The following is a 12,231-nucleotide window of genomic DNA, read 5'->3' as shown; positions in this document are numbered from 1 at the left end:
ACGGTCGGCTCCCCGTCATTCGTCGGAGGTTCAACTCCCCTACCACCGGGAACACTTGAACGACCGCAGGAAATGCCGCTCATGGGGGCAGGTGATCCGCGTGTTCGAGAAACTTCGCAGGCGAGTCGAAGAGGCGCGGCAGGCACCCGCCCCGGGACCCTCGGCGAGTCCCGGTTCCGGCCGGGCGCGGCAGCGCAATCTTTTCGAGGCCGCGGCGGTTTATGTGGCGGCCTGCGCCGAGAACGACGTCGAAAAGAGCGCGGAAGCGGCCCGCTGGGTCTCCCCCGAGGCCCTTGGCTTCGGGGTGAACGAGCTGGCGTGCCGGGCCGTCATAGCGCTGGCCCGGGAGCGCGACGAGTCACCGCAGACGGTGGCGCGCACACTCCTGGGGCTGCCCGCGGCCTGAAGGCCGCCTCACCGGACGCGGCGCCGCGCGTGACGCGGCGTCGTCTCCCGCTCGGCGGGCGTTCCCCGATCCGTCATCTTGAAGTCGTGTACATGTCACGTCGTGCGTCCTACGCTGCCATCGCACCCCGCGCGCCCCCACCGACTTCCCTCGCACGGAGGACCTCGTGCCCGCCGCAGCCCGCTCCGACAGCCCCCGCCCGCCCCGCCGCCGCTACTCCCTCGCCCTGGCCACGGCCTTCGGGCTGGCCACCACGTCCCTGGGCCTGTGGGCCTCGGACTCCGCGGCCGCCCCGGCCGTGCCCACCCCGGACCGTGTCGTGGTCGTCGTATTCGAGAACCACGGCTACGGCCAGGTCATGGGCAGCTCCAGCGCGCCGTACATCAACTCCCTCGCCGCGGGCGGCGCCAGCCTGACCGCCTCGTACGCCGAGACCCACCCGAGCCAGCCCAACTACTACGCCCTGTTCTCCGGTGACACCCAGGGCATCACCGACGACAGCTGCGTCGAGCCCGGCTTCAGCGACGAGGCCAACCTCGCCTCGGAGCTCATGGCCAACGGCAAGACCTGGGCCAGCTACAACGAATCCCTGCCGGCCGAGGGGTCGACCACCTGCTCGAGCGGCAAGTACCGCCAGAAGCACAACCCGTGGTTCGGCTTCGACAACGTCCCCACCAGCACCGCGCACACCTTCGGCGCCTTCCCCCGCGACTACGCCACCCTGCCGACGGTCTCCTTCGTCGTGCCGAACATGTGCAGCGACATGCACGACTGCTCCGTGGGCACCGGCGACACCTGGCTCAAGAACAACCTCAAGGGCTACGCCGACTGGGCCAAGACCCACAACAGCCTGCTGCTGATCACCTTCGACGAGGACAACCGCCTCAGCGGCAACCGCATACCCACCGTCCTCTACGGCCAGCAGGTCAAGGCCGGTGCCACCTCCGCCACCACGTACAACCACTACGACGTGCTGCGCACACTCGAGACGATGCACGGCCTGCCGCACGCCGGAAACGCCGCGAACGCCAAGGACATCACCGGCATCTGGAACAACTGACCGTGTACCTCGCGGACAGCCGTACCACCGCGGACACCGCCGGTCGCGACATCGCTCCCGGCCGGCGGACCGCCGCCCTACCGGCCACGGTGCTCACCCTGGGCGCCGTCAGCCTGATCACCGACGTCTCCTCCGAGATGGTCACCGCCGTACTGCCGCTCTACCTCGTCACCGGCCTGGGCCTGTCACCCCTGGGGTTCGGCCTCCTGGACGGCGTCTACAACGGGGTCAGCGCGCTCGTGCGGCTCCTCGGCGGCCGGCTCTCCGACCGCGGCGACGGCGGCCACAAGACCGTGGCCGCCGTCGGCTACGGCATCTCCGCGCTGTGCAAGCCCCTGCTGCTCGTCGCGCACAGCCTGCCCCTGATCGGCGCCGTCCTCGCCGCCGACCGCACCGGCAAGGGACTGCGCACGGCACCTCGCGACGCGATGATCTCGCTGGCCTGCGAACCGGGCGGCCGTGGCCGGGCCTTCGGGGTGCACCGCGCGATGGACACCGCCGGGGCACTGCTGGGCCCGTTGTGCGCCTTCCTCATCCTGCGGGCCGCGGCCGAGGGGTACGACGCGGTCTTCACCGTGAGCGGCTGCGTGGCGGCGCTCGGGGTCCTGGTCCTGCTGCTGTTCGTGCCCGGCGGGCGGCCGAACCCCGCGCACGGTCCGCGTCCCCGGCGCACCGGAGCGCGGGTTCCGTTGCGCGAGGTGCTGCGACGGCCCGGCGTACGCCGGCTGACCGGCTGCGCGATGCTGCTCGGCCTGACCACCGTGAGCGACTCGTTCCTCTACCTCACCCTGCAGCGCCGCCTGGACCTGCCCGAGGCGTGGTTCCCGCTGCTGCCCCTGGGCACGGCGGGGACGTTCCTTCTGCTGGCGGTGGGACTGGGCACCCTCGCCGACCGCTTCGGCCGCCGCCGGCTCTTCCTCTGCGGCCACCTCGCGCTGCTCGGGGCGTACGTCCTGCTCCTCGCTCCGCTCGGCGGCTCACCGGCCCTGGCCGCCGTCGTCCTCGCCCTGCACGGCGCCTTCTACGCCGCCACCGACGGCGTCCTCGCCGCGGCGACCGCCGACGCCGTGCCCCGAGCGATCCGCGGCAGCGGACTGGCCGTGGTGCAGACCGGCCAGGCGGCCGCCCGCTTCGTCTGCTCGATCGCGTTCGGCGCCGCCTGGACCGCCTGGGGCGACCGTACGGCCCTGGGCGCCGCGGCGGCCGGGCTGCTGGTCTCCGCCGCGCTCAGCGCGCTGCTGCTGCGCCCGTCCCCCACCGACGTCACGCCGGAGCACGCACGGTGAACCGCGCCCCCCTCGACCGCAGGAACCGCCTGTTCATCCTGCTCACCGCTGTCCTGCTGCTGACCACCGTGGCCGTCGGTGCCACCCTGCGCGCGGCGGACCGGGCCGGCGAGAAGGACCGCGCCCGCTCCGGCGGCCCGGCCGTGCGCTCCGGCAAGGTCACCCTGGACGCCCCGGGCCGCGGCGTCTTCCGCAACATGGCCTGGGGCCCGCACCGCGACGAGATCGCCTCGGTGTCCGCCGACGACCCCTCCGGCCCGCGCACCGCCTCCGGCGTCCGCTGCCTGCGCTTCCACGCGGCCGGGGGAACGGGCGTCTGCCTCCAGGCGGTGCGCGGCGGACTCCGTGACCGCTACCGGGCCGTCGTTCTCGACGCGCACCTGCGCGAGCTGCGCCGCTACGACCTCGCGGGCATACCCACTCGCGCCCGCGTCTCCCCCGACGGCCACACCGTCGCCTGGACGGTGTTCGTCAGCGGCGACTCCTACGCGGGGACGGCCTTCTCCACCCGCACCTCGGTCCTGGACGTGCGCACCGGAGAGCTGGACCGCGACCTGGAGGCCTACTCCCTCTTCCTGGACGACCGTCCGCACAAGGCCGCCGACATCAACGTCTGGGGCGTCACCTTCGCCGACGAAACCCATTTCTACGCCACCGTCGCGACGGGCGGCACGACCTATCTGGTGCGCGGGGACCGCGGGAGCAGGACCCTGCGCGCGCTGCACGAGAACGTCGAATGCCCGTCCCTGTCCCCCGACGGAACGCGCATCGCCTACAAGAAGCGCGTCCAGGGCGCCTCCTCCGACGCGCCCTGGCGGCTGTACGTACTGGACCTGAGGACCCTGCGCGAGAGCCCCACCGCCGAGCGGCGCAACATCGACGACCAGGCCGTCTGGCGGGACGCGGACACCCTGGTGTACTCGCTGCCCGGCGACTACGGCTCCGACCTGTGGACCGTTCCCGCCGACGGCTCCGGCGCCCCCCGGGTGACCATGGCGGCGGCTCTCGCCCCCGCCTTCACCGGCCGTTCCTGACGGGTTCCCCACCCCGCAGCGGGGCGCCGACCTCGTGCATGTGGCGCAGCGCCTGTGCGTAGGAGCCGAGCAGTCCGGTCTCCGTGTACGGCAGGCCCGTCTCCCGGCAGTGGGCGCGCACCAGAGGCCGGGCGAGCCGCAGGCGGTGCCGGGGCATGCCCGGGAAGAGGTGGTGCTCGATCTGGTAGTTCAGCCCGCCCATGAACCAGTCGGTGACCGGTCCGCCGCGTACGTTGCGGGAGGTGAGCACCTGCCGGCGCAGGTGCCCCCAGCGCTCGCCGCCGGGCTCGGGCATCTCCATGCCCTTGTGGTTGGGGGCGAAGACCATGCCCAGGTGAAGGCCGAAGAGGGCGTGGTGGAGCAGGGCGAAGGCGAGCGCCTTGCCGGGCGACATGGCGGACAGCAGCAGGGTCGCGTAGCCGGCGGCGTGGAGGGCCAGGAACAGCGCCTCGACCCCGCGCTCGCCCGCCTCCTGCCGTTTGAGGTCGAGCACGCCCGAAACCTTCAGATTGATGCCTTCGAGCAGCAGAAGGGGAAAGAACAGCCGCGCCTGATGCCGGGTGAGCCACCGTGCGAGGCCCTCGCGGCGGGCGGCCTGCCGCTCGGTCCACACCAGGACGCCGACCCCCACGTCGGGATCCTTTTCGACGTGGTTGGGGTTGGCGTGGTGGCGGACGTGCTTGTCGTTCCACCAGGCGTGGCTCATGCCGAGCAGCAGATTGCCGTGCACGAGCCCCAGCAGGCGGTTGACGCGGCGGGTGGCGGCTATCTGGGCGTGCCCGCTGTCGTGGCCGACGAAGGCGACACGGGCGGAGAAGACCGCGGCGGGCACGGCCAGGAAAAGAACCCACCACGTGTCGCCGAGGGCCACGACGGCGGCGGCCGTCGTGGCGAGGGAGAGCAGGTCGGCCGCGACGGTCAGGGCGTAGCGGCGCCGGTCGCGCTCGAGGAGGCCCGCCGCCCTGACCTGTCGCAGGAGCGGGGCGAAGTCGCTGCCCGCGCGGGGTTCCGCACGGACGGCAGTGGCCTGGGGCATGAGGTCTCCGATGGCTCGATCAGCGGCTTCCGGCGGTCGGTCCGACCTCAAGGACCGTACGGAGCAGGGCCCTTGGCGGACCATGGCGTCACCACCCGGACCGGCGGGGGGTCATCACCCGTACCGACGGGGGGACAGCCCCCGGGTGCGGCGGGGGCCGAGGGCCCCTCCGGCGGCATGGCGCACATCACATGCTGAATCGCTTCGTCCGGGGCGCCGGACCTGTACCCTCGGCGACTCCGACTCCGGCTAGTCAAATTTGAGGAATGCGCAGCCCTGTGACTCCGCTTTCTGCCGCACCGCCCTCCGATGTCCACCTCCTCGCGCGTTGCACGGCGGTCTTCCTCCCCGAAGACCCCGCCCGCACGGGACGCGTCGCGTTCTGGCTGCCGGACGGCGAACCGCCCGTCGCGGCGGGCGGCGACGCCGGTCCGGCCGTCGAAGAGCTGACCGTCGTCGTCCCCGACGGCCCGGACGTCACCACCACGGTCGTTCGCGCCGTCGTTCTCCCCGTGCGCCAGGCCCTGCCCGTCCTCACCCGCGCCCGCGCCGCCGGCACCGACGAGGCGGCCGCCTTCTGGGGAGCCGCCGCCGTGCTCGCCCTCCAGCTCGCCGCGCGCGGCAGGCTGCTGCCCGGGCTGACCGCCGCCGACCACGACGCCTGGCGCGTCGGCCCGCTCACCCCCGAGGACCAGCACCGGGTGCGCGAACTGGCCGCCGCCATGCCGCCGGCCGCGCACGCCGTCCCTCTGCCGGGCGACGGTCCGCCGCTGCTGGGCGAGCCCGAGTCGCTCGTCCGCGCCTTCCTCGACGCCGTCGCCGACGGCCTGCCCCGCTCCCCGGCCGCCGCCCTCGCCTCCGGCGGCCGCGCCTTCGCGGCACCGGAGCCGCAGAAGCTGCCCGAGCACCGGTCCTGGGCCGCGGACGTCTCCGCCGGCCACGACGCGGGCGTACGGCTGTCCCTGCGCGTCGAGGTCCTCGGCCTGACCGGCCCGGCAGACGCGTCCGGCGACGACGCCGGGGAGCGGACCGCCCACCCGCGCTTCCGGGCCGTGCTCCAGCTGCACAGCCTCAGCGACCCGGCACTCGTCGCGGACGCGGCGGACGTATGGTCCGGCGCCACCCCCGCTGGGAGCGCATGGGGGCGCGGCACGCGCATGCACGCGCTCCTCGCGCTGCGCCGCGCGGCGAGCGCCTGGCCCGCGCTGTCGCCCCTGCTGTCGGCGGCCGTTCCGGACGCCGTCGACCTCGCCGACGAGGAGGCCGGCGAGCTGCTGGGCGCCGCCTCCGTGGCGCTGGACGCCGCCGGCGTCGAGGTGCACTGGCCCCGGGAGCTCGTGCGCAAGCTCACCGCACGCGCCGTCGTCGGCCCGCCCGACGACGAGGACGCTCCCGCGCCCGGCCACCGCGAGGGTCCGCCGTCCGTGCTCTCCGCCGACGCCCTGCTCGCCTTCAGCTGGCGCTTCGCCATCGGCGGCCAAGAGCTGACCCAGGAGGAACTCGACGTGCTCGCCGAGGCGAGCCGCCCCGCCGTGCGCCTGCGCGACCAGTGGGTGCTCGTCGACCCCGAGGCGGTGCGCCGCGCCCGCGAGCGCCGGGACCGCGCCCTCACCCCCGTCGAGGCGCTCGGCGCCGCGCTCACCGGCCGGGCCCGGGCCCGGTCCACCGGCGACGAGACCGTCGAGGTCGAGGCCACCGGCTGGCTGGCGGCCCTGCGCGACCGCATCGCCGACCCCGAGGCCACCCGTGAGCCGGTCGCCCAGCCGGCCGCGCTCGCCGCCACCCTGCGCGACTACCAGCTGCGGGGACTGGACTGGCTGAACCGGATGACCTCGCTCGGCCTCGGCGGCTGCCTGGCCGACGACATGGGCCTGGGCAAGACCATCACCCTCATCTCCCTCCATCTGCACCGCCAGACCCTGCCCGAAGCCGCCGGCCCGACCCTTGTGGTGTGCCCCACCTCCCTCATGGGCAACTGGCAGCGCGAGATCGAACGTTTCGCCCCCGGCACCCCCGTGCGCCGCTTCCACGGTTCCGCGCGCTCCCTGGAGACCCTGGCCGACGGCGAGTTCGTCCTCACCACCTACGGCACCATGCGGCTGGACGCCGAGGCCCTGGCCGGCACCGCCTGGGGCCTGGTCGTCGCCGACGAGGCCCAGCACGTCAAGAACCCCTACTCCGCGACCGCCAAGGCGCTGCGCACCATCGGCGCGCGGGCACGGGTCGCGCTCAGCGGCACTCCGGTCGAGAACAACCTCTCCGAGCTGTGGGCCATCCTCGACTGGACGACACCCGGCCTGCTGGGCTCGCTGAGCGGCTTCCGCCGGCGCTACGCCCAGGCCGTCGAGGGCGGCGCCGACCCGGCCGCGGCCGAGCGGCTCGCCGCGCTCGTCCGCCCGTTCCTGCTGCGCCGCCGCAAGTCCGACCCCGGCATCGCGCCCGAACTGCCTCCCAAGACCGAGACGGACCGGGCGGTCGCGCTCACCAAGGAGCAGACGGTCCTGTACGAGGCGATGGTCCGCGAACTACTCGCCGAGGTCGGCGAGGCGGACGGCCTCGAACGCCGGGGACTGATCGTCAAACTGCTCACCGGCCTGAAGCAGATCTGCAACCACCCGGCGCAGTTCCTGAAGGAACACGCCCCCAAGGACGACACCGCCCGGTTCGCCGGCCGCTCCGGCAAGGTGGAGCTGCTGGACGAACTGCTGGACACCATCCTCGCCGAGGGGGCGAGCGTGCTCGTCTTCACGCAGTACGTCCAGATGGCGCGTCTCCTGGAGCGTCATCTGGCCGCGCGCGGCGTCCCGGCGCAGTTCCTGCACGGCGGCACTCCGGTGGCCGGACGCGAGGAGATGGTCCGCCGCTTCCAGGACGGCGAGGTCCCGGTCTTCCTGCTGTCCTTGAAGGCCGCCGGTACGGGGCTGAACCTCACGCGTGCCGCGCACGTCGTGCACTTCGACCGTTGGTGGAATCCCGCGGTCGAAACCCAGGCGACCGACCGCGCCTACCGCATCGGCCAGACCCAGCCCGTCCAGGTGCACCGCCTGATCGCCGAGGGCACGATCGAGGACCGGATCGCCGAGATGCTCCACCGCAAACAGGCACTGGCCGACGCGGTGCTCGGGGACGCCGGGGAGGTGGCGCTGACCGAACTGACCGACGCGGAACTCGCCGAGCTCGTCGAACTGAGGGGGACCACTCGATGACCGAACGCACCTTTGAGGCGCTGCCGCCCGTGCGGGACCGGGCCTTCGCCGGCAGTTGGTGGGGCCTGGCCTGGCTCCGGGCGCTGGAGGACAGCGCGCTGGACGGCCAGCAGGTGAAGGCCGGCCGCCGTCACGCACGTGCGGGGGCGGTCGGCGCGGTGTCCGTACGCCCGGGCCGGATCACCGCGCTCGTGCGCGACCCGGACGGCACGGCCCACCGCTCCGACGTGCTGGTCCAGCAGCTGTCCGAGGCCGACTGGGACCGCTTCCTCACCCTCGTCGCGGACCGGGCGGGGCACATCGCGGCGCTGCTGGACCGCGACATGCCGCCGCACCTGGGCGAGGACGCCGCCGCGGTCGGCGTCGAACTGCTGCCCGGCATCGGCGACCTGGAGCCGGAGTGCACCTGCGAAGCCTGGGACCACTGCCCGCACACCGCCGCGCTGTGTCATCAGGTGGCGCGCCTGCTCGACCAGGACCCGTTCGTCCTGCTGCTGTTGCGCGGCCGGGGCGAACGCGAGCTGCTGGACGAGGTGCAGGCGCGCAGTGCGGTGCACGCCACCGCGCACACACCCGAGCCGCCCGCCGGCATACCGGCGCACGAGGCGTTCGCGGTGCGCTGGCTCGTACCGCCGCTGCCGGATCCCCTGCCCGCCGTCGACGCGCCGTGCCGCCCGCCCGTGCTCACCGGCGGCACCTCCCCCGCGCCCGGACTGGACGCCGGCGCGCTGGAGTTCCTGATCGCCGACGCGGCCGCGCGGGCCCGTCAGCTGCTGGCCGAGGCCCTGGCGCCCGGCCACGAGCACACGTCACCGCCCGAGGAGCCGACGCTTCGCCAGGACGCCGTCCGCATGGCCGCCTCGGCGCCGCCCGAGCGCGTCACGGCCCGGCTCGCGGCAGGCTGCGGCTACGGCCGGGCGGAGCTGGCCCGGGCGGTACGGGCCTGGGAGTACGGCGGACCGGCGGGGCTGGCCGCCCTGGAGGAGGAGTGGACGCCGGGGCCCGCGGAACTGGCACGGGCCCGCGACCGCCTGGCCGCCGCGTGGCAGGACGAGGACGGCGCCCCGCGGCTGAGGGCGGCCGGCAACCGCTGGACGGCCCTCGGCACGGGCGCCCAGGTGCGCTACGGGCGCGAGGGGCGCTGGTGGCCGTTCCGCAAGGAGGGCGGCCACTGGCAGCCCGCCGGCCCGGGCGACGACGATCCGGCGGCGGCTCTCGCCGGTGTGCTCGCGGGCGACTGACCCGGCGGCCGGAGGGCGCCGTCTACAGCCCGAAGACACCGGTGGGAAAGGCCGACGGCAGGCTCGTGGGCAACCCCGAGGGGAGCCACGACGGCAGACCTGACGGCAGGCCCGACGGCAGCGACGACGGCAGGCCCGATGGCAATCCCGACGGCAGGGAGAAGGACGGCGACGCCTCGCCGCGCCCGCCGGCCGAGGCGTCCTGGCCGGGCGTGCCGTCGCTCCGGTGCCCCATGATCAGCACCGTCCCGAGGCCGAGAGCCGCCACCGCCAGCAGTGCGATGACGGCCAGCGCGATCCGCCGCCCTCCGCCGGGCGGCGGATCGGGCGACCAGGAGGGTCCGCCGGGGCCGAAGCCGCCGGCCGGCGGAGCCGGCGGTCCCGCGGGCGGGCCGTACGGGGGGCCGGGTGGCGATCCGGGTGGAGTGGCCATGGGACCAGCGTCCCCCGCGGGCGGACGACCACGGCCGCGCGGTGACGGTTCCGCTACACGTTCCCCGCTGGACCGCGACATTCCACCGCCGCGGGCCGCGTGGCGCACCCGGCGCAAGGTCGCCGCAACCGTACGATTTGGCCGATGATGAGAGCGATCACCCTGTTAGCGGGCAGCCCGGAGGAAGGCTTCCAGGCCCGCCAGGTCGTCCGTGTTGAGGTAGTCGACCCCCGCGGCCAGCAGCTCCCGCCAGAGCGCCTCGCGCTCCGGGCCGGGCCGGTCCGGCGTGGCCCAGAAGCGGACCTTCCGGCCCTCGCTCCGCGCGGTGGTGACGATCCGTATGAGCGTCTCCCGCTCCCGCTCGGGCATGGGCCCGGCGCCCTGCCAGGTGAAGTACTGCGTCCAGTTGTCGCTGACGAGCGGCGCGAAGGAGGCCGGCGCGCCGCCGAGGTCGGCGAGGCGGCCGTCGTAGAAGGCGTACCGCACCCGCTCCGCCTCCATCGGGATCCGCGCGCCCCGGTCTCCGGAGACGACGGCGGCGACCGCGCCGCGGCGCACCCGCCCGCCGGAGCAGACGCTGAGCATGGCGCGATAGGGGCGCAGGTGCCGGGAGAGCGCCCGATAGGTCGCCTGCCCCTCGGACTTGATGTCGATGAGCAGCTGCAGCGTCAGGTCGTATCCGGCATACACGCGCCCGTGCTGGGCGCGTACCCGGCGCAGGAGCGGGTCGAGATAGAGGGCCTCCAGGGTGCGGGCGGGGTCGAGGTCGGAGGCGTCGTGGCCCACGAGGAGCCGGTCGCCGACCAGCCAGATGTCGGCCTCGACGCTGGAGAACCCGTGCGCGAGCGCGTCGGTGAGGGGGTGCGGATGCGCGTAGTCGTTGTGCGCGTGGGCGTGGCGCAGCGGCGGCCGGGGGCGCGCCGCGTCCGCCGGGGCGTGGGCGGCGGCGCGCGCGGGGGCGGCGAAGGACCCCGCGAGGGCGGCTCCCAGGGTGATGACGGCGGCTCGGCGCGTACGGGGCATCGCGGTGCCTCCCGGCTCGGTGAGCGAATAGGCGCGGCCTGCGCGCGCCGACGTCTGTGAGTATCGGGGCCCATCGGGCCGTGCGACAGGGCCGTGCCGAGAGTTGACGGGGTCGACTCCGGAGCGTTGCCCGCTGTTCTTTCGGGGCATGAATAAGGCCCTTGTGTCATGGCGGAGTTGCCGAGACCTCTGGGGTGACAATGGGTAGACGAGTTCGCCGCGTACGCGCGGTCACCGCGGTGCTGGTGGCCTGGGTCTCGCTGATCGCCGGCGGCCCGGCGTGGGCCGGCACGGAAGAGGCCTCCCCGCTGCGGCTCGAGGCTCCGGCCTCCCTGGGGCCCGGAGTGACGTACCGGGGCCTGTCGTTGAAGGGCTCGCACGGACCGGCGTACGGGCATCTGCTCACCGTCGACCTGCGCGACCCGCACGTGTCGGTGGATCTGCTGCACCCGGGCGCCGTGGCGGAGCGGGCCAGGGTGTCGCAACTGGCCGACAGGCGGGGTGTGGTGGGCGCGGTGAACGGGGACTTCTTCAACATCACCGAGACGCAGCATCCCGGGGTCGAGGCGACGGGCGCCCCGGTGGGACCGGCCATCGCGGACGGTCGGGCGCTGAAGGCGGCGGTGCCGGACAGCCAGCGCTTCGGGCCCGCGATGCCGACGGGCGTCACCACCGAGGACGTCCTCGGCGTGGGGACGAACGGGGTGGGCCGCCTGGACCGGCTCACGCTGGAGGGATCCCTGCGCACGCCGGACGGAGAGCTGCCGCTGAACGGTTTCAATCAGTACGCGCTTCCGGTGGACGGCATCGGAGCGTTCACCCCCGCCTGGGGCCGGGCCTCCCGGGTGCGCGCCACCTGCGGCACGGACACCGACCGGGGTGGTCCGTGCAGCGACAACACCTACGAACTGACCGTGCGGCGCGGCCGGGTGGCGGCGGCGACGGAACGGCCGGGGCGGGGCCCGATCGCCCAGGGTTCGGTGGTGCTGGTGGGGCGGGAGGACGGTGCGCGCGAGCTGCGCAAGCTGTCGGTCGGCGACCGGGTGACGGTGGGGCAGCATCTGCGCGCCCGGCGCCGTGGAGCTCTGTCGTTCGCCGTCGGCGGCTTCCCGGTCCTGCGCGGCGGGCGGACGGCCTCGGGGCTGGACCCGGTGACGGCGGCCGTGCGCACCGCCGCGGGCCTGGCCTCGCACGGGCGTCGGCTGTACCTGCTGGCGCTGGACGGCGACCCGGCCTACCGTTCCGGGCTGACCGTGCCGGAACTGGCCTGGACGATGCGGGCGATCGGCGCCGTCGACGCCTTCAACCTGGACGGGGGCGGTTCCACCACGCTGGTCACCCGCGGCCGGGGCGGCGGGCGTCCGGTCGTGCGCAACCATCCGTCGGGCGGCGCCGAGCGGCCCGTGGCCAACGGCATCGGCGTCTTTATCAGCCCCTGACAATCACACTTCAATCCCATCCGTTTGAGTGATCGCGCCCGGCGAATGCCGCTGCTAGCTTCGAGAG

General features: G+C 74.4%; 10 protein-coding genes. 7 read left to right on the top strand and 3 right to left on the bottom strand.

Annotation, left to right across the window (positions count from 1 at the left end):
• The first annotated feature begins 100 nt into the window (after window positions 1–100).
• From AB4K12_RS13285 to AB4K12_RS13270, 4 genes are all read left to right on the top strand, one after another.
• Window positions 101–406 (top strand): hypothetical protein, encoded by a 306-nt coding sequence (locus AB4K12_RS13285; protein WP_242705291.1) that lies wholly within the window; start codon window positions 101–103, stop codon window positions 404–406.
• 166 nt (window positions 407–572) lie between these two features.
• A complete protein-coding gene (locus tag AB4K12_RS13280; protein WP_368434395.1) occupies window positions 573–1,466 on the top strand; it encodes an alkaline phosphatase family protein in 894 nt (297 codons plus the stop codon).
• Between the two features lie 2 nt (window positions 1,467–1,468).
• On the top strand, window positions 1,469–2,752 hold the full coding sequence (locus AB4K12_RS13275; RefSeq protein WP_368434394.1) for an MFS transporter: 1,284 nt from the start codon (window positions 1,469–1,471) through the stop codon (window positions 2,750–2,752).
• Window positions 2,749–3,786, top strand: coding sequence for a TolB family protein (locus AB4K12_RS13270; protein ID WP_368434393.1), 1,038 nt, complete (start codon window positions 2,749–2,751; stop codon window positions 3,784–3,786). The genes AB4K12_RS13275 and AB4K12_RS13270 overlap by 4 nt, the downstream gene beginning before the upstream one ends.
• Here AB4K12_RS13270 and AB4K12_RS13265 read toward each other — a convergent pair.
• A complete protein-coding gene (locus AB4K12_RS13265) occupies window positions 3,770–4,822 on the bottom strand; it encodes a fatty acid desaturase (RefSeq protein ID WP_368434392.1) in 1,053 nt (350 codons plus the stop codon). The two genes, AB4K12_RS13270 and AB4K12_RS13265, sit on opposite strands and share 17 nt — an antisense overlap.
• Before the next feature lie 266 nt (window positions 4,823–5,088).
• Between AB4K12_RS13265 and AB4K12_RS13260 the strand changes: the two genes are divergently transcribed.
• Entirely contained in the window at window positions 5,089–8,028 is a 2,940-nt protein-coding gene (locus tag AB4K12_RS13260; RefSeq protein ID WP_368434391.1) for a DEAD/DEAH box helicase, read from the top strand.
• Window positions 8,025–9,269 carry an SWF or SNF family helicase gene (locus AB4K12_RS13255; protein WP_368434390.1) on the top strand — a complete coding sequence of 415 codons (1,245 nt, stop codon included), beginning with the start codon at window positions 8,025–8,027 and terminating at the stop codon, window positions 9,267–9,269. The genes AB4K12_RS13260 and AB4K12_RS13255 overlap by 4 nt, the downstream gene beginning before the upstream one ends.
• 22 nt (window positions 9,270–9,291) lie before the next feature.
• On the opposite strand, the gene AB4K12_RS13250 is transcribed toward AB4K12_RS13255, so the two are convergent.
• A complete protein-coding gene (locus AB4K12_RS13250; protein ID WP_368434389.1) occupies window positions 9,292–9,702 on the bottom strand; it encodes a hypothetical protein in 411 nt (136 codons plus the stop codon).
• Between the two features lie 165 nt (window positions 9,703–9,867).
• Complete coding sequence (locus AB4K12_RS13245) at window positions 9,868–10,725, bottom strand: phosphatidylinositol-specific phospholipase C/glycerophosphodiester phosphodiesterase family protein (RefSeq protein WP_368434388.1); 858 nt, start codon at window positions 10,723–10,725, stop codon at window positions 9,868–9,870.
• A gap of 200 nt (window positions 10,726–10,925) precedes the next feature.
• On the opposite strand from AB4K12_RS13245, the gene AB4K12_RS13240 reads away from it, so the two are divergent.
• Window positions 10,926–12,164 (top strand): phosphodiester glycosidase family protein, encoded by a 1,239-nt coding sequence (locus tag AB4K12_RS13240; RefSeq protein WP_368434387.1) that lies wholly within the window; start codon window positions 10,926–10,928, stop codon window positions 12,162–12,164.
• Window positions 12,165–12,231 lie beyond the last annotated feature (67 nt).

It is taken from the genome of Streptomyces sp. C36, from assembly GCF_040932295.1.
GTDB lineage: Bacteria > Actinomycetota > Actinomycetes > Streptomycetales > Streptomycetaceae > Streptomyces > Streptomyces triculaminicus.
This window is presented reverse-complemented; position numbering and strand designations above follow the sequence as displayed.

Excerpts from the sequence above, each read along its gene's own strand:
- AB4K12_RS13265 (WP_368434392.1), bottom strand. The coding sequence starts at position 4,822 with ATGCCCCAGGCCACTGCCGTCCGTGCGGAACCCCGCGCGGGCAGCGAC.
- AB4K12_RS13260 (WP_368434391.1), top strand. The coding sequence starts at position 5,089 with ATGCGCAGCCCTGTGACTCCGCTTTCTGCCGCACCGCCCTCCGATGTC.
- AB4K12_RS13255 (WP_368434390.1), top strand. The coding sequence starts at position 8,025 with ATGACCGAACGCACCTTTGAGGCGCTGCCGCCCGTGCGGGACCGGGCC.
- AB4K12_RS13250 (WP_368434389.1), bottom strand. The coding sequence starts at position 9,702 with ATGGCCACTCCACCCGGATCGCCACCCGGCCCCCCGTACGGCCCGCCC.
- AB4K12_RS13245 (WP_368434388.1), bottom strand. The coding sequence starts at position 10,725 with ATGCCCCGTACGCGCCGAGCCGCCGTCATCACCCTGGGAGCCGCCCTC.
- AB4K12_RS13240 (WP_368434387.1), top strand. The coding sequence starts at position 10,926 with ATGGGTAGACGAGTTCGCCGCGTACGCGCGGTCACCGCGGTGCTGGTG.